The 18172-nt window shown below is 64.3% G+C and carries 16 protein-coding genes; 8 read left to right on the top strand and 8 right to left on the bottom strand.

All coding sequences use genetic code 11. The features are described 5' to 3' along the window. The first annotated feature begins 124 nt into the window (after positions 1-124). From AB1Z25_RS09950 to AB1Z25_RS09915, 8 genes are all read left to right on the top strand, one after another. Positions 125-598, top strand: a complete 474-nt coding sequence (locus AB1Z25_RS09950; protein WP_486637139.1) for an Lrp/AsnC family transcriptional regulator — start codon at positions 125-127, stop codon at positions 596-598. A 30-nt stretch (positions 599-628) separates the two neighbouring features. Beyond that, positions 629-1303 carry a glutathione S-transferase family protein gene (locus AB1Z25_RS09945; RefSeq protein WP_235088771.1) on the top strand — a complete coding sequence of 225 codons (675 nt, stop codon included), beginning with the start codon at positions 629-631 and terminating at the stop codon, positions 1301-1303. A gap of 664 nt (positions 1304-1967) precedes the next feature. Continuing rightward, entirely contained in the window at positions 1968-2339 is a 372-nt protein-coding gene (locus AB1Z25_RS09940; protein WP_048414716.1) for a hypothetical protein, read from the top strand. A 293-nt stretch (positions 2340-2632) separates the two neighbouring features. Continuing rightward, positions 2633-2998: a hypothetical protein gene (locus AB1Z25_RS09935; protein ID WP_107799182.1), complete on the top strand. Its 366-nt coding sequence runs from the start codon at positions 2633-2635 to the stop codon at positions 2996-2998. A gap of 231 nt (positions 2999-3229) precedes the next feature. After that, positions 3230-3589: a hypothetical protein gene (locus tag AB1Z25_RS09930; protein ID WP_107799183.1), complete on the top strand. Its 360-nt coding sequence runs from the start codon at positions 3230-3232 to the stop codon at positions 3587-3589. A 242-nt stretch (positions 3590-3831) separates the two neighbouring features. Beyond that, positions 3832-6588 (top strand): magnesium-translocating P-type ATPase, encoded by a 2757-nt coding sequence (gene mgtA, locus AB1Z25_RS09925; protein ID WP_107799184.1) that lies wholly within the window; start codon positions 3832-3834, stop codon positions 6586-6588. A 122-nt stretch (positions 6589-6710) separates the two neighbouring features. Next, complete coding sequence (locus AB1Z25_RS09920; protein WP_107799185.1) at positions 6711-7235, top strand: DUF2165 family protein; 525 nt, start codon at positions 6711-6713, stop codon at positions 7233-7235. A 33-nt stretch (positions 7236-7268) separates the two neighbouring features. Continuing rightward, positions 7269-8873 carry an EAL domain-containing protein gene (locus AB1Z25_RS09915; protein ID WP_486637138.1) on the top strand — a complete coding sequence of 535 codons (1605 nt, stop codon included), beginning with the start codon at positions 7269-7271 and terminating at the stop codon, positions 8871-8873. 38 nt (positions 8874-8911) lie between these two features. On the opposite strand, the gene AB1Z25_RS09910 is transcribed toward AB1Z25_RS09915, so the two are convergent. The 8 genes from AB1Z25_RS09910 to recJ all read right to left on the bottom strand — a co-directional run bounded on the left by AB1Z25_RS09910 (position 8912) and on the right by recJ (position 18170). Then, positions 8912-9256 (bottom strand): MliC family protein, encoded by a 345-nt coding sequence (locus tag AB1Z25_RS09910; RefSeq protein WP_486637137.1) that lies wholly within the window; start codon positions 9254-9256, stop codon positions 8912-8914. Between the two features lie 136 nt (positions 9257-9392). Further along, positions 9393-10481: a 3-phosphoserine/phosphohydroxythreonine transaminase gene (gene serC / locus AB1Z25_RS09905; RefSeq protein WP_107801767.1), complete on the bottom strand. Its 1089-nt coding sequence runs from the start codon at positions 10479-10481 to the stop codon at positions 9393-9395. A 107-nt stretch (positions 10482-10588) separates the two neighbouring features. Further along, positions 10589-11017 (bottom strand): PaaI family thioesterase, encoded by a 429-nt coding sequence (locus AB1Z25_RS09900; protein ID WP_371926199.1) that lies wholly within the window; start codon positions 11015-11017, stop codon positions 10589-10591. An 8-nt stretch (positions 11018-11025) separates the two neighbouring features. Further along, positions 11026-11493 (bottom strand): PaaI family thioesterase, encoded by a 468-nt coding sequence (locus tag AB1Z25_RS09895; protein WP_107799189.1) that lies wholly within the window; start codon positions 11491-11493, stop codon positions 11026-11028. Then, positions 11490-14201 carry a DNA gyrase subunit A gene (gene gyrA, locus AB1Z25_RS09890; RefSeq protein WP_486637136.1) on the bottom strand — a complete coding sequence of 904 codons (2712 nt, stop codon included), beginning with the start codon at positions 14199-14201 and terminating at the stop codon, positions 11490-11492. The genes AB1Z25_RS09895 and gyrA overlap by 4 nt, the downstream gene beginning before the upstream one ends. A gap of 134 nt (positions 14202-14335) precedes the next feature. After that, a complete protein-coding gene (locus AB1Z25_RS09885; protein ID WP_486637135.1) occupies positions 14336-15901 on the bottom strand; it encodes a DNA recombination protein RmuC in 1566 nt (521 codons plus the stop codon). Next, entirely contained in the window at positions 15898-16485 is a 588-nt protein-coding gene (locus AB1Z25_RS09880) for an AAA family ATPase (RefSeq protein WP_486637134.1), read from the bottom strand. The genes AB1Z25_RS09885 and AB1Z25_RS09880 overlap by 4 nt, the downstream gene beginning before the upstream one ends. Continuing rightward, positions 16482-18170 carry a single-stranded-DNA-specific exonuclease RecJ gene (recJ, locus tag AB1Z25_RS09875; RefSeq protein WP_486637133.1) on the bottom strand — a complete coding sequence of 563 codons (1689 nt, stop codon included), beginning with the start codon at positions 18168-18170 and terminating at the stop codon, positions 16482-16484. Before recJ ends, AB1Z25_RS09880 begins: the two co-directional genes overlap by 4 nt. Between the last annotated feature and the right edge of the window lie 2 nt (positions 18171-18172).

Below are 18172 nucleotides of genomic sequence, written 5' to 3'. Positions count from 1 at the left end.
TCGTTTCTCGCTTGAATAAGGCAAGGCCCCAGTATGCGCCGCGGCCGCTGGAATAGTTTTGCTTTTGCCCCGCCTTCGGCGCTAATCTGGAGCAAGAAAGCAATATTGAAAGCGATTATTGAGCATGAATAGACTCAAAACTCTGCTGGATGATACGGATCTGACTCTGTTGCGCTTGCTGCAGCAGGACGGAGCGATGTCCAATCCCAAGTTGGCCGAACGGCTGTCCCTCAGCGTCACCCCCTGCTGGCGGCGGCTGAAGCGGCTGGAGGAAGCCGGCTACATCAAGGACTACCAGGCCAATCTGGACCGCCGCAAGCTGGGCTATGATGTGCTGGCCTTTGTCCGGCTCAGCTTCGGCCAGCACGCCGACGACGCGCCCAATCGTTTTGAAGACCGGATGCGGGAGCGCCCGGAGGTGCTGTCCTGCCACAAGATCACCGGCGACGCCGACTATCTGCTGCAAGTGGTCGCGCCCAATCTGGACGCGTACAGCGACTTCATCGAAACCGTGCTGCGCCGCACCCCGGGCCTGCACTCCATCCACTCCAGCCTGGCGCTGCGCGAAGTCAAGGCCGGCAGCCGGCTCCCCATCTAGCGCGCTCCGGCGCAATGGAAGAACCCGCCCATGATCACCGTCCACCACTTGAACAATTCCCGCTCGCAACGCGTGCTCTGGCTGCTGGAGGAGCTGAACCTGCACTACCGCATTCAGCACTACCAGCGCGATCCGCTCACCCTGCTCGCCCCGCCGGAACTCAAGGCGGTGCACCCTCTGGGCAAGTCCCCGGTGATCAGCGACGGCGAGCTGACCCTGGCCGAATCCGGCGCCATCGTCGACTACCTGGTGGACACCTACGGCTCAGGCCGGCTCAAGCCCGCCGCCGGCGCGCCGGAGCACAGCGATTACCTGTTCTGGCTGCACCACGCCGAAGGCTCGCTGATGCCGCCCTTGGTGATGAGCCTGGTGTTCTCGCGGCTGGACCGGCCGCCGGTCCCTTGGCTGCTGCGGCCGCTGGCGCGCAAACTGGCCGCCGGCGTCCGCCGCGCCTATCTGCAACCGCAGCTGGACGCGCTGCTCAGCCATGCCGACCGCTGCCTGGCCCGCCACGGCTGGTTCGCCGGCCCCGTCTTCAGCGCCGCCGACATCCAGATGAGTTTTCCGCTGGAAGCCGCGCGCGCGCGCGGCTATCTGAATCGGGAACATCCGCATGCGCTGGACTTCCTGCGCCGCGTCCATGCGCGGCCGGCCTATCGGGCCGCGCTGGAAAAAGGCGGGCCCTACGCTTACGGCGACGATTGATTCCTGCTGAAACCGGCTCAAAGTCCGCAGCGCTTCGTGAAGCCTTGCAGGGTGAATGCGAGCTCAACAGGCTCATGCGCCACGAGCAATTCCGCTCTTACGCTCGTTTTCGCCTTGTCTTGTTCTGGCTCGCGAGACTTTGAACCGTTTCTTATATTAATAAACGGCGAATATCCGCCGCATTGAAGACCCGGCTTCAGGCATTGCGACGCCGTTTTTCATTCCATCCCATGCCCATGGCTTATTTAGTGTTGCGCCGCACACAAAAATGTAAAAAAGTTTGATTCAGGATTGCCTATCCTCGTAAAGCCCCCTATAATCCGGGCATCTCAAATACTGCAAAGGTTCATCGTGGACAACGACGGAAGTAGTCGATCTTGTATCGCAACGCCGTCTTGCAGGATTTAGCAGAACCTTTTCTCTGCCACATCCTGCAATGACAGGGTGTGGTGTCTAAAATTCGGCAACAACGCACATCAGCGACCCGCCTAGCGCGCGGCCCAGTGCGAGCCGGACCCCAGGCCGAACGGCCAAGCTTTTCAGACATCCCCAGATTCGCGCCGCGCAGGCGGCTTGCCGCCTGATTGCGCACGGATTCCCTTTGACGGCGTTTGCCTTCGGATTTCGTCGCGTCCTCCTTGCATCGCCAATGGGAGGAATCATCATGCGCTTGATCACTAAACTGGCAGCCCTGCTGCGCCCAGGCAAAACCACCGCCCCGGCCGCCGTTTACCAGTTGAACATTTTTTGCGTCCATGCGGACCTGACCATGCTGCGCGTGCAAGCGGCCAAGCAATTGCACGCCCGCGGCCTGGAGGTGGAACGCATCGCCCTGACCGCCGGCGACAACGACCTGGCCTGTCTGAGCGTGCTCTTCGCCTGTCCGGACGTGGCCAGCCGTTGCCTGAACCAGCTAGCCGCGCATTTTTGCCAGCTGCCTCAGGTCAACCGGGTTCACTGGGCGCGCCACGCGCAGCGTCCGCGCGTGCCCAACCGCGCCTTTTTGCTGGCCCAACGGGCTCATTTGGCGCACTGAACCCACCCCGACTTCCCGCGCGCGGCCATGTCCGCGCGATCCTACTAAACGCAAACGCTGCCAGCCAGCAGGAGGTTCCGATGTTGATAGAAGACCCTGAACCGCGACCGCGCCGGCCCTTGGCGAATTGCTGATCTGAGCCCCTCCCTTATTGCGACAACGGGACCGGCCAATTAGCCGCCGCCGACCATCGCAATCGACCATTAAATTATTTTTATTTCTGCGTCTATAAAACACAGAAAGGGAATAATGCTGTCCGTCGCATTTTCAAAATGAAAATGAGGGAGTGAAATATGCGCCACAATAAACTGGCTTGGTTATTCAATTATCTCGCGCGCAATCCAAGCAAACGCCAAGACGAAACCAGCTGCCACCTGAATGTGATTTGCGACATCCCGGTCATTACCGCGCTGCGCAAACAACTCTTCTGGGAAATGCACACCCTGGGCCTGGCGGCGACCCACGTCGCCATCACCCCGGCCGCCGCCTCCGGACAAGCCTGCCTGAGCGTGCGCCTGGATTGCCCGGTCGCCCTGCGCCGCGCCTTCAATGAAATGGCGCTGCGCCTGAGCAAGATGCCGGAGATTCACCGCGTCCGCTGGGGACGCCGCAAGCCGGAGACGCGGGCCACGCCCCGTCGCTGGGCGGCCAGCGCCTGAGCGTCCATTGAGTTCAACCCCACCGCCAAGAAAGGCCAGCCATGTCTGAAGAACCGGAACCCCGATCTTGCAGACCCGAGGCCGCCCGCACCGCCTGATCTCCTCCGCCTGACGGCGGCGGGATAGGCCCGCGCGCCTCGCCACCGTCAAAAACAACCCTGTCATCGCATGCCGCCAGGCAGGGGCCGGCACGTCCGCACGCGACGGAAGCCGGATCGCAAGGAGATCGCCATGAACGACATCATCCGCCACAACATCCGGCCGCAGCGCTATCAACTGTCGGTCATCTGCCCCACGCAAGCGGTCAAGGCCGCGCGCCGGGAAATCCGCGCCGCCGCCCAAGGCCACGGGCTGAAAGTGTCCAGCTGGAACGAAACCCTGCTGGCCGGCGAATGCCACGCCTCCGGCGCGCCGGCCAACTGGATGCTGGCCACCGAGTTCCGTTCCCGCGGCGACGCCTCCATGCATTTCCTGGAAGCCGTCATGCAGCGGCTCGGCAATCTGCCGCTGGCCCGGGTCCGGCTGGACATCCTGCCCGGCCAGGTCCGGCCCGAGTGGTCCGCCGGAGTCCGTCCGCTGGCCCAATCCTGATTCACCCTCCCGCGCCGCCCAGCCACGGCGGCGCGGGCCTCAAGCCCACATGAAGGAAACACCATGACCGACGACAGTTACCCGCTACCGCCCGCCCTGCACACACCGACAACAACGCAGGCGGGCGCAAAACAACAACCCGGAACATCCGCAACACCCGCCGTGCTGCGTCCGCCAGACACCAGGCCGGCCTGAACAGGCCCGGCCGCTCTGCGCGAAACAGGCGCGCAGGAGACGAAACAATGACGAAACACACTAGCAGCCGACACAAGCTGAAAGGCTATGTCGCCACCCCAGGCGCAAAACAGGAAAAACCGGTTATCCGCGCGGTACAGGAAGCCGAAAGCTCCGTGGAAGAAACCTTGCAACGCGTGCGCGGCCACCAGGACGGTCTGACCATGGCGGAGGCGCATCAGCGCTACGCCCAGTTCGGACCCAACGAGGTGGCCCACGACAAGGCTCCGCACCCGCTGATCCAGCTGGCGCAAGCGTTCAAGAACCCCTTTGTCGTGGTGCTGATGGTGCTGGCCGCCATCAGCTATTTCACCGATGTCTATTTCGCCAGCCCCGGCGACGAGGAATGGACCGGCATCATCATTCTGCTGACCATGGTCGGCATCAGCGGCCTGCTGCGTTTCTGGCAGGAATTCCGCTCCGCCAAGGCGGCGGAAAAGCTGAAATCGCTGGTGCGCAACACCGCCACCGCGCAGCGGCGCCCGGCCAACGGCAGCAGCCCGATCCGCCAGGAAATCGCGATGAGCGAGCTGGTGGTGGGCGACATCGTCCATCTGCAGGCCGGCGACATGATTCCGGCCGACATCAAGCTGATCGAATCCCGCGATCTGTTCATCAGCCAGGCGGTGTTGACCGGCGAAGCGCTGCCGGTGGAGAAGTACGACACCCTGGGCGCGGTGGCCGAGAAATCCGCCAACGGCCAGGCCAAGGGCGACGCCGATCTGCTGGACCTGCCCAATGTCTGCTTCATGGGCACCAATGTGGTCAGCGGCAAGGCGTCCGCCATCGTGGTGGCCACCGGCACCGACACCTATTTCGGTTCGCTGGCGCGCAGCGTGGTCAGCCACAAGCGCGTGGAAACCAGCTTTGACCGCGGCGTCAACAGCGTATCCTGGCTGCTGATCCGCTTCATGCTGGTGATGGTGCCGGTGGTGTTCATGATCAACGGCCTGACCAAGGGCGACTGGATGTCCGCCCTCACCTTCGCGCTGGCGGTGGCCGTGGGCCTGACCCCGGAAATGCTGCCGATGATCGTGTCCGCCAACCTGGCCAAGGGCGCGGTGGCGATGGCGCGGCGCAAGGTGGTGGTCAAGCGGCTGAACTCGGTGCAGAACTTCGGCGCGATGGACGTGCTGTGCACCGACAAGACCGGCACCCTGACCCAGGACAAGATCATCCTGGAACACCATTACAATATCCATGGGCTCAAAGACGAAGGCGTGCTGCAACTGGCTTGGCTGAACAGCTTCCACCAGAGCGGCATGAAGAACCTGATGGATATTGCCGTGGTGGAGCACGCGGACGAACTGGGCAGCCGGGTCAAGCCGGACGGCTATAACAAGGTGGACGAAATGCCGTTCGATTTCGTGCGCCGCCGCCTGTCCGTGATCGTGGAAAACCAGCGCGGCCGCCAGTTGATGATCTCCAAAGGCGCGGTGGAGGAAATGCTGGCCGTCTCCAGCCATGTTCAGGACGGTTCGCAGATCAAGCCGCTGACCGCCGAGGAGCGCGCCGCCCTGCTCAAGCGCAGCCAGGACTACAACGCCGAAGGTTACCGCGTGCTGCTGGTCGCCACCCGCGACATCCCCGCCGAAGAAGCCAAGCGCAACTACAAGACCAATGACGAGGCCCAGCTGGTGGTGCGCGGCTTCCTGACCTTCCTGGATCCGCCCAAGGACTCCGCGGCGCCGGCCATCCGCGCGCTGAAGGAATACGGCGTGGCGGTCAAGGTGCTGACCGGCGACAATCCCATCATCACCGCCAAAGTGTGCCGCGACGTCGGCCTCAGCCCCGGCGTGCCCTTGATCGGCAAGGACATCGAGGCGATGGACGACGTGGCGCTGTGCAGCGCGGTCAAACACACCACCATCTTCGCCAAGCTGACTCCGCTGCAGAAGTCCCGCGTGGTCAAGGCCCTGCAGGCCAACGGCCACACCGTGGGCTTCCTGGGCGACGGCATCAACGACGCGCCGGCGCTGCGCGACGCCGACGTCGGCATCTCGGTGGACAGCGGCGCGGACATCGCCAAGGAAACCGCCGACATCATCCTGCTGGAAAAGAGCCTGATGGTGCTGGAAGAAGGCGTGATCAAGGGCCGGGAAACCTTCGGCAACATCCTCAAGTACCTGAACATGACCGCCAGCTCCAATTTCGGCAATGTGTTCTCGGTGCTGGTGGCCTCGGCCTGGCTGCCTTGGGAGCCGATGCTGGCGATGCACCTCTTGATCCAGAACCTGGTCTACGACGTATCGCAGATGGTATTGCCCTGGGACAAGATGGATCCGGAGTTTCTGAAGAAGCCGCGCAAGTGGGAAGCCAACAACATCAAGCGCTTCATGCTGTGGCTGGGCCCCACCTCCTCGGTGTTCGACATCACCACCTACACGCTGATGTGGACGGTGTTCGGCGCCGGCGCGGCCTACTACGCCGGCCTGGCCCACGGCGTCAGCGACGGCGGCGCCAGCATCATGCACTCCGGCTGGTTCATCGAAGGCCTGGTGTCGCAGACCCTGGTGGTGCACATGCTGCGCACGCGCAAGATCCCCTTCCTGCAAAGCACCGCCTCGCTGCCGGTCCTGCTGTCCACCTCGGTGGCCATCGCCATCGGCTGCTACCTGCCGTTCTCGCCGCTGGCGGACAGCATCGGCTTCGTCAAGCTGGACCCCAGCTACTTCTGGTGGCTGCTGGCGACCATGCTGGGCTATATGACGCTGACCCAGATCGTCAAAACCCTTTACATCAAACGCTACGGCCGCTGGTTCTAAGCCAGTGCGTCCAAAGCCGTCCCAACCCCGCTTGCGCGGGGTTTTTTTACGCCGGCGCCGGCCATTCCCAGCATCTTGCCGCGCTGGCACAATCGCCCCATCCCTCACGATAAGGAAATCCCATGCATCTGCCCTCTTTGCGCCGCGCCCAGCAAGGCCTGAAAAGCCTGCTCGCGCTCTCCATCGCCCTGTTCGGCCTGCTGGCGGCCAGCGGCAATATGCTGGACTACGACAGCAATTGGCAGTTCGTCCGCCATGTGCTGGCCATGGACGGCATGGAACCCTGGTTTAACGGCCACGCGCTGAAAAGCCGGGCCATCACCGATCCCGGCTTGCAGCAGGCCGCCTATCTGGCCATCATCGCCGGCGAGCTGCTGTTCGGCCTGATCTGCGCCTGGGGCGGCGGCGCCATGCTGCGCGGCGCGCTATGCGGACGCGAGGACGCCTATCTGCGCGGCAAGACGCTGTTCACGCTGGGCTGCGTTCCGGCGCTGCTGGTCTGGTACACCGGCTTCGCGGTGATAGGCGGAGAATACTTCGCGATGTGGGCCAGCCAGTGGAACGGCCAGATGAAGGCCTACGCCTTCATCGGCTTCATCCTGCTCAGCCTGGTCTACCTGTCGCAGCCGGAAGCGGCGGAGCGCTAGCCGGCCCGGCAACGGCGGCGGCCCTCGTATATCATGAACCATGCCGACTTCCGCATCCGCGCCATGATGTCCCGCCGCCTCACCCTGCCCGCCCGCATCAGCCGCTGGCTGTTGATCGGCGTCGCCGCGCTCCTGCCGCTGGCCGTGATCACCCCCATCGTTTACTGGCAGGAGAGCAACCGGCTGCGGCAGCAGGCCACCCTGCAAACGAGCCAGGCGGAAAACATGCTGGATCTGATGCTGGACTACGCGGAGCAGGCCACCGTCACCGTCGCCCCGCTGACCGGCCAGCCGTGTTCGCGGATTGAACAGGCGCTGCGCAAACAAGTCACCATCGTGCCCTTCATCCGCAGCGTCACCCTGGAACGCGACGGCATTCTCTATTGCTCCTCGCTGTTCGGCGTCTACCACCGGCAGATTTCGCCGCCGGACACGCCGCGGTCGGCCACCGAACTGCGCCTGATGTCCGGCAACGAGCTGACGCCGGACCGGCCCTTGATCATCTACCGCAAGCAAGCGGGTCCGACGGCCATCTACATCGCCATCGACGGCGTGCATCTGCAGTTCAGCCTGGACATGGCCAGCGACTACAGTCCGGTCTATATGCGCGTAGGTCCGCACTGGATAGGGCCGGACCACGCGGTGCACCTCAACCCCACCCCGTCCTTCGATCTGCTCACCATAGAACGCGCCTCCCCCCGCCACCCCTATGCCGTGATCAGCGGCTTCAACCACCGCGACCTGTACCGCCAGATGGCCAACAGCTACGAGCTGGTGTTTCTCAGCATGGCGGCCCTGGGCCTGGTGCTGGCCGCCGCGCTGCGCTGGCAGCTGAACCGGCCGGCCTCGCCCACCGTGGAATTGCAGCGCGCGCTGGACAACGGCGAGTTCGAGCCCTTTTTGCAACCGGTGGTGCGCTCGGACGGGCTCGGCTGGCAAGGCGCGGAGGCGCTGATGCGCTGGCGCCATCCGCGCGACGGCCTGATCCGGCCGGACCTGTTCATTCCGCGCGCCGAGGATTGCGGCATGATCGTGCCGATGACGCGGCAGATGATGCGCCAACTGGCGCGGACTCTGGGACGGAGCCGGCTGCCGCCTCAATTTCACCTGGGCATCAACATCACCGCCGCTCATCTGCGCGACGACGTCTTGCTGGGGGACTGCCGGCAATTTCTCGCCCACTTCCCGCCCGGGGGGCTGAATCTGGTGCTGGAGCTGACGGAAAGAGAGATGGTGGAGCCCACGCCGGAGGCCTGCGCGCGGCTGGCGCGGCTGCGCGAGCTGGGGGTGAAGATCGCGATAGACGATTTCGGCACCGGCCATTCCAGCCTGGTCTATCTGCAACAGCTGCCGCTGGACGGCATCAAGATAGACAAGAGCTTCACCGCCAGCATAGGCGCGGACGCGCCGTCCAGCCACATTGTCGACAGCGTGGCGGAGCTTGCGCACAAATTGAAACTGGAAATCGTGGCGGAAGGGGTGGAAACCGAGGCCCAGCGCGCCTACCTGACCCGCCTGGACGTGGGCTGGCTGCAAGGCTATCTGTTTGCGCGACCGATGCCGCTGCGCGAGTTTCTGCTGCGCCCGGAACTGGACGCCGCGCGGGCGGCGGCGTCCGACGCCGACGCGGCGCCTTAGAACCTGTTTACGATCTGCCGCGCGTCTGAGCCCGGCTCTTAGCGCCGGCTTTCCTTGCAGTCGTCCAGCAAGGCCTTGTCGGCGATTTCGTCGCGCAACGAGCCTTCCGGCCCCTTGGTCCACCAGCTGTATTGCTCGGCCGCGTATTTGGCGCCGGAACCGGACAGCACATTGCTCAGCAGCATGGTCTTGCCCTTGATCGGCAATACGGCGAAGCTCTGGCCGTTCTTGACGTTGTAATACCTGACCGTCAGCTTGGCGCCGTCGGCGCAGACGTAGTTGACGATCTGGCGCTGTCCGGCCGGGATCTCCGGCAAGGTCAGCGGTTTGGCCAGCGCGGCCGCGCTGCTCACGGCCAGTACGGCGAATACGGCGGATTTCATCATTTCACTCCTGTTCTTGGCTGCCGGCCGCCGGCCATTCGGCGGCGACCGGGGATAGACCGCGGTGCGGCGGCTTCGTTCGCCTCCGCCATGAAAAAGCCCGCCTGACGGCGGGCTGGAAGGCGTGCGCGACGGCTCAGCCGTGCATGCGGGCGAAGTCTTGCATGAAGTTGGCCAGCGATTTGACGCCCTCGATCGGCATCGCGTTGTAGATGGAGGCGCGGATGCCACCCACCGCGCGGTGTCCTTTCAGCTGAATCAGGCCGTTCTTGCGCGCTTCCAGCAAAAAGGTCTCCTCCAGCGCTTCTTCCTTCAAGCGGAACACCACGTTCATCCGCGAGCGGAACGGCGCATCGATATGAGTGTGGTAGAAGCCGCCGCTGGACTCGATCACATGATTGAGCAAGCCGGCCTTTTCCTCGTTGCGGGTGGCGATGGATTTGACGCCACCCTGCTCCTTCAGCCATTTGAAGACCAGGCCGGAGATGTAGATCGGGAAGGTGGGCGGCGTGTTGTACATGGAATCGGCGTCGGCGTGCACCTGGTAGTTGAGCATGGTGGGCAAATCGGCCCGCGCCTTGCCCAGCAGGTCTTCGCGCACGATCAGCACCACCAGGCCGGACGGGCCGATGTTTTTCTGCGCGCCGGCGTAGATCAGGCCGAACTGGCTGACGTCCACTTCCCGCGACAGAAAGTCCGAGGACATGTCGCAGACCAGCGGCACGTCCGGCAGGCTTTGCGGCACGAAGGGGAATTGCAGGCCGCCTATGGTCTCGTTGGAAGTGTAATGCAGATAGGCCGCCTTGGGATCGCGCTGCCAGCCGGCTTCGTCCGGCACGTAGGCGAAATTGCGGTCTTCGCTGCTGGCCGCCACGTTCACCTTGGCGTAGCGGCGCGTTTCCTTGATCGCCAGCTTGGACCAGTGGCCGGTGTTGACGATGTCCACGCTGTCGCGCTCGCCCAGCAGGTTCAGCGGCACCTGGGAAAACTGCAGCGAGGCGCCACCTTGCAGGAACAGCACTTTGTAGTTGGCGGGAATGCCCATCAGCTCGCGCAGATCGTGCTCGGCGTCATGGATGATTTCCATGAACTCCTTGCCGCGATGGCTCATTTCCATCACGCACATGCCGGAGCCGTGCCAGTCCAGCATTTCGCTTTGCGCTTCGGCCAGCACCTGGTGCGGCAGCACGGCGGGGCCGGCGGAGAAGTTGTACACTTTGGCCATGTTCATCCTCTATTTGCGTTGACGGCCCTTGGCGCCCGCACCGGCGAACTTTCGGGCCTTGGTATGCGACAAGGCCCGATCGCTAAGCGCCGGGCCTTTGTTATAGCTTACTGACTGAGCAGGAAGTGGGCTCTCGCCACGGCAACCGGCTTTCGCCGGTCTTCTTGCCAGGCTTCGATCAGCACATTGGCCACCCGCTTGCCCTGCTTGGTGATCTCGCACTTGGCGTACAGGGTTTGCGGCCGGCCCGGACGCAGATAGTCCAGCGAGAAATCGACGATTTTCGGCGTTTCCAGCGATTCCCGGTTCCACATCAGGTGCAGCATCGCCGAGCTTTCCAGAAAGCCGCCGATCAGCCCGCCGTGCAGCGCCGGCAAGGCGGTGTTGCCGACGTTGCGCTCGGAAAAGGGCAGCTGAAACAACAGCTCGCCGGCCTCGTCCTCGCCCAGCTCCACCCCCATCAGCTTGATGTAGGGCAGCTCTTCCACGATGAGCGCATAGGCTTTTTGATCGCGCAGCGCGTTGAAACGTTCCATGAAGCGGCTCATGCGGCGGCCTCCGGCAACATCGGCGTGCGGCTGGATTCGCGCATGAAGGTGGCCACACCGTGGGCGATCGGATCGCTGGGCGATTCGTGATAGCACACGGCGCGGGTAAAGGCGATCTGGCTGGCCAGGCGATAACATTCCGCCCGGCAGAAGATGGGCTTGCCCGGCGTGGCCGCCTTCAGGTAATCGATGCGCAGATCCAGCGTGGCGATGGTTTCCATCTCCGGCAGATGCGCCGTCACCGCCACCGCGCTGCAGGTGTCCACCAGCGAAGTGATCACCCCGCCGTGCAGGATGCCGGTGACCGGATTGCCGACCAAGTCCTCGCGCCAGTCCACTTTCAGAGTGGGCCGGCGCCCCTCGGTGCCGATGTACTGGAAACCCAGGGCGCGACAGTGCGGAAAGGAGACGAAAAGCTGGCTCATCGCCTCCAGCACTTCGGGATTGGCCGGCGTCGGAATCATGCCTCGCCGCCCTCGTCGGCGGCTTCGACGCCGTCTTCGCCTTCCAGCGCGTCCGCCTCGTCGTCGCTATCGCCCTCGGCCACTTTCTCCAGGCCGATCAGCTGCTCGCCTTCGTCCAGATTGATCAGGCGCACGCCCTGGGCGGAACGGCCGGTTTCGCGCACTTCGGCCACCTTGGTGCGGATCAGCACGCCGCCGGTGGTGATCAGCATCACGTCGTCGGTTTCCTCCACCAGGCTGGCGGCCACCAGCTTGAAGCCGGTCTTGTCGGTCAGGTCCATGGCGATCACGCCCTGGGTGCCGCGGCTGGTCAGGCGGAAGTCGCCGGTGCGGGTGCGTTTGCCGTAGCCGCCGTTGCTGGCGGTCAACACCATCTGGTCTTCGGAGTTGGTCACCAGCAGGGAGATCAGCTTCTGGCCTTCGCCCAGCTTCATGCCGCGCACGCCTCTGGAAGTGCGTCCCATCGGCCGCACCTGGCTTTCGCTGAAGCGCACCGATTTGCCGGCGTCGGAGAACAACATCACTTGATCGCCCTCGACCGGCAGGCCGTCTTCGATCAGCTCTCCTTCAACCGCGATGTCTTCTTCTACGATGGCCTCGTCATCCTCGTCGCCCTGGCCGGCCACGCTCTTGCCGCAGGTCAGCGCCACGCCGATCAGATAATTGCCCTCGTCCAGATTGATGGCGATGATGCCGGCCGCGCGCGGCTTGGAGAAGGCGCGCAGCGGCGTCTTCTTCACGGTGCCGTCGGCGGTGGCCATGAACACGTACTGGTCGTCGCGGAATTCCTTGACCGGCAGCAGCGCGTTGATCTTCTCGCCCTCTTCCAGCGGCAGCACGTTGACCATGGGCTTGCCGCGGCTCTGACGGCCGCCCTGCGGCAGATCGTAAACCTTGCGCCAGTAGCAACGGCCGCGGCTGGAGAAGCACAGCACGAAGTCGTGAGTATTCGCCACGAACAAGGTGTCGATGAAATCGTCGTCCTTGGTGGCCGCCGCCTGCTTGCCGCGGCCGCCGCGCCGCTGGGCGCTGTAGTCGTCGATAGGCTGGGCCTTGATGTAGCCGGTATGGGAAATGGTCACCACCATGTCCTGCGGGGTGATCAGGTCCTCGATATTGATGTCGCCGCCGAAAGGCTCGATCTCGGAACGGCGCGCGTCGCCGAACTGGGCGCGGATGGCGGTCAGTTCTTCGCTGATGATCTGGTTGATGCGCTCCGGCTTGGCCAGGATGTCCAGGAGGTCCAGGATCACCGCCATGATGTCGCGGTATTCGGCGACGATCTTGTCCTGCTCCAGACCGGTCAGGCGCTGCAGGCGCATCTCCAGGATGGCCTGGGCCTGGGCGTCGGACAGGCGGTAGCCGCTGGCCTTGAGGCCGAACTCTTCCGCCAGCCCGTCCGGGCGCGCCTTGTCCTGATCCACGCGGGACAGCATTTCCTCCACCAGCGGCGAACGCCATTCGCGCTCCATCAGCGCGATCTTGGCTTGCGGCGGGGTTTCAGACGCCTTGATCAGCACGATGATTTCGTCGACGTTGGACAGCGCGACGGCCAGGCCTTCCAGGATGTGGCCGCGTTCGCGCGCCTTGCGCAGTTCGAAGATGGTGCGACGGGTCACCACTTCGCGGCGGTGACGCAGGAATTCCACCAGGATCTGCTTCAGGTTCAGCAAGCGCGGCTGGCCGTCCACCAGCGCCACCATATTGATGCCGAAGCTGTCTTGCAGCTGGGTCAGCTTGTACAGGTGGTTGAGCACCACTTCCGGCATTTCGCCGCGCTTGAGCTCGATCACCACGCGCATGCCGGACTTGTCGGATTCGTCGCGCAGGTCGGAAATGCCTTCAATCTGCTTGTCGCGCACCAGCTCGCCGATGCGTTCCAGCAGCCGCGCCTTGTTCACCTGGTACGGGATCTCGTCGACGATGATGGCCTGGCGGTCGCCCTTGCCGATGTCTTCGAAATGGACGCGCGCGCGCATGATCACGCGGCCGCGGCCGGTGCGGTAACCTTCCTTGACGCCGGCGGTGCCGTAGATGATGCCCGCGGTGGGGAAGTCCGGCGCCGGAATGATGTCGATCAGCTCGTCAATGGTCAGCTCGCTGTTGGCCAGCAAGGCCAGGCAGGCGTCCACCACCTCGTTCAGATTGTGAGGCGGAATATTGGTGGCCATGCCCACGGCGATGCCGGAGGAACCGTTGATCAGCAGATTGGGGATCTTGGCCGGCAGAATCAGCGGCTCGTGCTCGGAACCGTCGTAGTTGGGACCGAAGTCCACGGTTTCCTTCTCGATGTCGGCCAGCAGCTCATGGGCGATGCGCGCCATGCGGATCTCGGTGTACCGCATCGCGGCGGCGTTGTCGCCGTCCACCGAACCGAAGTTGCCCTGACCATCCACCAAGGGGTAGCGCAGCGAGAAATCCTGCGCCAGACGCACGATGGTGTCGTATACCGCGCTATCGCCGTGCGGGTGGTATTTACCGATCACGTCGCCAACGATACGCGCCGATTTCTTGTACGCGCGGTTCCAGTCGTTGGACAGCTCGTGCATGGCGTACAGCACCCGACGGTGCACCGGCTTCAGGCCATCGCGCACATCAGGCAAGGCGCGGCCCACGATCACGCTCATCGCGTAATCCAGATAAGAGCGGCGCATCTCCTCTTCGAGGCTGATGGGGATGGTTTCCTTGGCGAACTGGTTATCGGTCATAGTTTCTTGATTCGTAAGGATGAACAGGCCGCGCTGCGATTGCGGGTGCATTCACGCGCCCGCCGCAGGGCGGCCAGCATAGGTAATGACAGCTCGTATTCTATCACGAAACGGTCATCTCCAACGGACTTCCGTCAGTCCGGACCGGGCTCTTCCGCCCCTTCCGCGCCCTCGTCTTCCGCCGCGCCCAGTTTAAGATGCTGCTGTAATTGCTTGTTATTGCGCACCCCCAGCTTGCGCAGGCGCTCAGCGCTGGCGACCAGGTTGCCGCGGCCGCTGGACAACTGCTTCATCGCGTCGCCGAAGCTGTCCCGCGCCACGTCCAGCTGCTTGCCCAGCTTTTCCAGATTGGCGGCGAAGCCGACGAATTTGTCGTACATCGCCCCGCCCTGGCGCGCGATCTCCTGGGCGTTCTGGTTCTGGTATTCGTAGCGCCAGATGCTGGCCACGGTGCGCAGCGTCGCCAGCAGGGTGCTGGGGCCGACGATCATGATGCGGCGCTCGAAGGCCTCGTTGAACAAGCTCATGTCCTGCTGCACCGCCAGCAGATAGGCCGGCTCCACCGGGATGAACATGAACACGAAGTCCAGGGTGTTCAAGCGGTACAGGTCCTGGTAGCGCTTCTCCGACAAGGTGCGGATGTGGTTGCGGATGGCCGCGACATGCGCCTTCATTTCCGCCGCGCGCTCGGCCTCGTCCTCGGCGGCGGTGTAGCGCACATAGGCGTTCAAGGACACCTTGGAATCCACCACCAGCTGCTTGCCTTCCGGCAGGTCTATCACCACGTCGGGCTGGTAGCGGCGGTTGCCGTCCTCGCCGGCCACCACGTCGGACACTTGCACCCGGTATTCGCGGTCCTTGTGCAGACCGGAGGTTTCCAGCACCCGTTCCAGCACCATCTCGCCCCAGGAGCCCTGCGCCTTGCTGCTGGCGCCGGTCAAGGCCCTGGTCAGCGCGATGGCGTCGTCGCCCAGCCGGCTGTTGAGTTCTTGCAGGCGCTTGAGCTCCGCCTCCAGCGACAAGCGCCCCTGGCTGTCTTTTTCATAACTGTCCTGCACCAGCTTGCCGAAATCCTGCAGCCGCTGCTGCAAGGGCCCGAGCAGATGGCCGAGGTTCTGCTGGTTCTGCTCGGTGAAGCGCTTGGCCTTCTCTTCCAGGATGTCGCCGGCCAGGGCCTTGAACTGCCCCGCCATGCTTTCGCGCGCCTCGGTCAACAAGGCCAGCTTTTCGGCGTTCTGGCCGCGCTCCTGCTCCAGCAAGGTCGCCAGCTCCTGCTCGCGCGCGGTGAGCCGGGTGATTTCCTCGCCCTGCGTCTGCGCGCGCGCCTGCAAAACGGCCAGCATCTTGCCCTGCTCCTCGCTGGCGGCCAGCTGCGCGCCAAGGCGACGCAGTTCCGCCTGCAGCAGCTCCAGCTGCCTCTCCCGCTCCTGCGCCTGCCGCTCCAGCTCCGGCACGCGCTGCGCGCGCGCCACATAGGCGCCCAACTGGGTCTGAACATCGCCCAGTTGCTGCCCCTGTTGCTGCACCTGCGCCAGCGCGGCCCGTTCCCGCTGCCTACACTCTTCCAATTGCAGGCGCGACATCTCCTGCTGCGCCCGCAGATCCGCCCCCTCCCGCGCGAAGCGCCCGCGCAGCAAGGCCGCGGCCGCGCCGGCGGCCAGCAAGCCCAGCAACAGACCGATCACCAACATTTCCATCATGAAGCCTTAAATTGGCCGGCCGGCTCTCCATGGCCAAGCCGCGATTGTTCGATGACGAAGCGGAGTCGCTGGGCCAAGGGCGCCGGCGGCACTTCGATGATTTGATAAGCCAGACGCCGATACGTCCGCTCCATCGCGGCGCAAGTGCGCTCCGCCTCGGCAAAGCTTTGCTTGCGCTCCTGATCCTGAATGAAGATTTCGCGCCACGGCGGCAGCAAAAACACTTGGCGATGGTAGGGAAACCGCTCGGCGGCGGCTTGCATATGCGCAGGTATCGGCAAGCCCTGCAAATCGAGATAGCCCAAGACATCGGGCAGGGCGCGATCGAAAAACACCGGCCCGGGCAAACCCTCGGCCAGCCGCAGGCTGCGCAACTCCCAGGCCAGCATCGCCTCGGCGAAAGCGCCGGGGTCCACCCAGGGCAAGGCGCGTCCGCCGATCAACGCCTGATCCTGGATAACGGCGCGGCCGGCCTCGTCCATTACCGAAAACCCGGCGTCGCGCAAGGCTTCCAACAAGGCGGTCTTGCCGGCGCCCGGACCGCCGGTCAGCACCAGCCGCCGCGAATCCGCCGGCCGACTCACGTCGCCGCCCAGTACTGCAAATACACTTGCAGTTCCTTGCGGCCCTGCCACTCGTTGGCGATCAACTGGTAGACCGCGTCGACATTGTCCGGCAGCCACTCCACCTGATTGAACAGCATGGCGTCGAACTCCTCGCCATCGCGCGCCAGCCGCAGCTTCAGGTGCTTGTCGCCGACCACGCGCTGGCTCATCACCGCGAAACGGTCGTGAAAATACGGCACCGGGAAGCCCTGGCCCCACACTTCGGCCGCCAATTGCTCGGCGAACGCCAGGTTCAATTCGCGCGGCGCCAGGCTGCCGTCGGTTTCTATGGTGCGGGTCAGGTGGCGTTCTTCCAGCAGTTCGCGCGCCACCGCCTCGAAGGCGCGCTGGAATTCGTCAAAGCGCGATTGACGCAGGCTAAGGCCGGCCGCCATCGCATGGCCGCCGAACTTGAGGATCAGACCGGGATGGCGCTTGAACACCAGGTCCAGCGCGTCGCGCAGATGGAAGCCGGGAATCGAGCGGCCCGAGCCCTTGATCTCGCCGTTGTCGCCGGGCGCGAACACGATGGCCGGCCGGTGGAAGCGCTCCTTGAGCCGGGAGGCGACGATGCCCACCACGCCCTGATGCCAGTCGTCGCGGAACAGGGTCAGCGTATAGCGGTTGTCGGCGTCGATGCCGGACAGCGCCGCCAGCGCCTCGTCCTGCATGCCGTGTTCTATGCTGCGCCGCTCGCGGTTGAGCTGATCCAGCTGCTGCGCCAGCCGCTGCGCCTGCTCCTCGTTGCCGGACAGCAGGCAGGCGATGCCCAGGCTCATGTCGTCCAAACGGCCGGCGGCGTTCAAGCGCGGGCCCAACGTGAACCCCAGATCGAAGGTGTTGGCCTTGTAATGGGCGCGGCCGGCGACGCGGAACAAGGCGGCGATGCCCGGCGCCATGCGGCCGGCGCGCATGCGCTTGAGGCCGTTTTCCACCAGGGTGCGGTTGTTCTGGTCCAGCCGCACCACGTCGGCCACCGTGCCCAGCGCCACGTAATCCAGCAGTTCGCCCAGATTGGGCTGACCGCGCTCGTCGAAGACGCCGCGCTGGCGCATTTCGGCGCGCAAGGCCATCAGCACGTAGAACATCACGCCGACGCCGGCCAGGTTCTTGGACGGGAATTCGCAGCCCGGCTGATTGGGGTTGACGATCAGCGCCTCCGGCAAGGTGTCGCCCGGCAGGTGGTGATCGGTGACCAGCACCTCGATGCCTCGCGCCTTGGCGGCGAGCACGCCGTCCACGCTGGCGATGCCGTTGTCCACGGTGACGATGATGTCCGGGCTTTGGCGCGCGGCCAGCTCAACGATCTCCGGCGTCAGGCCGTAGCCGTATTCGAAGCGGTTGGGCACGATGAAGTCGACCCGCGCGCCCAGCATGGACAGGCCCTTGACCGCCACCGCGCAGGCGGTGGCGCCGTCGGCGTCGTAATCGGCCACCACCAGCAGCCGTTGCCGGCCGGCGATGGCGTCGGCCAGGCGGCGCGCCATCGGCAAGATGTTTTTCAGGCTCTGATAGGGCAGCAAGGCCTTGAGGCCGTAATCCAGCTCGGCGCAGTCGCAGATGCCGCGCGCGGCGTACAGCCGCGCCATCAGCGGGCTCAGGCCCTGGCGCAGCAATTGCTCATGCGTGTCGGCGGGAATGGTTCGGGAAACGATTTGGGACATGT

Source organism: Chromobacterium sp. HL1, assembly GCF_057418835.1.
The sequence above is the reverse complement of the archived record's forward strand: the minus strand, read 5'-3'. Positions and strand labels throughout refer to the sequence as shown.

Excerpts from the sequence above, each read along its gene's own strand:
- AB1Z25_RS09950 (WP_486637139.1), top strand. The coding sequence starts at position 125 with ATGAATAGACTCAAAACTCTGCTGGATGATACGGATCTGACTCTGTTG.
- AB1Z25_RS09945 (WP_235088771.1), top strand. The coding sequence starts at position 629 with ATGATCACCGTCCACCACTTGAACAATTCCCGCTCGCAACGCGTGCTC.
- AB1Z25_RS09940 (WP_048414716.1), top strand. The coding sequence starts at position 1,968 with ATGCGCTTGATCACTAAACTGGCAGCCCTGCTGCGCCCAGGCAAAACC.
- AB1Z25_RS09935 (WP_107799182.1), top strand. The coding sequence starts at position 2,633 with ATGCGCCACAATAAACTGGCTTGGTTATTCAATTATCTCGCGCGCAAT.
- AB1Z25_RS09930 (WP_107799183.1), top strand. The coding sequence starts at position 3,230 with ATGAACGACATCATCCGCCACAACATCCGGCCGCAGCGCTATCAACTG.
- mgtA (WP_107799184.1), top strand. The coding sequence starts at position 3,832 with ATGACGAAACACACTAGCAGCCGACACAAGCTGAAAGGCTATGTCGCC.
- AB1Z25_RS09920 (WP_107799185.1), top strand. The coding sequence starts at position 6,711 with ATGCATCTGCCCTCTTTGCGCCGCGCCCAGCAAGGCCTGAAAAGCCTG.
- AB1Z25_RS09915 (WP_486637138.1), top strand. The coding sequence starts at position 7,269 with ATGAACCATGCCGACTTCCGCATCCGCGCCATGATGTCCCGCCGCCTC.
- AB1Z25_RS09910 (WP_486637137.1), bottom strand. The coding sequence starts at position 9,256 with ATGAAATCCGCCGTATTCGCCGTACTGGCCGTGAGCAGCGCGGCCGCG.
- serC (WP_107801767.1), bottom strand. The coding sequence starts at position 10,481 with ATGGCCAAAGTGTACAACTTCTCCGCCGGCCCCGCCGTGCTGCCGCAC.
- AB1Z25_RS09900 (WP_371926199.1), bottom strand. The coding sequence starts at position 11,017 with ATGGAACGTTTCAACGCGCTGCGCGATCAAAAAGCCTATGCGCTCATC.
- AB1Z25_RS09895 (WP_107799189.1), bottom strand. The coding sequence starts at position 11,493 with ATGATTCCGACGCCGGCCAATCCCGAAGTGCTGGAGGCGATGAGCCAG.
- gyrA (WP_486637136.1), bottom strand. The coding sequence starts at position 14,201 with ATGACCGATAACCAGTTCGCCAAGGAAACCATCCCCATCAGCCTCGAA.
- AB1Z25_RS09885 (WP_486637135.1), bottom strand. The coding sequence starts at position 15,901 with ATGATGGAAATGTTGGTGATCGGTCTGTTGCTGGGCTTGCTGGCCGCC.
- recJ (WP_486637133.1), bottom strand. The coding sequence starts at position 18,170 with ATGTCCCAAATCGTTTCCCGAACCATTCCCGCCGACACGCATGAGCAA.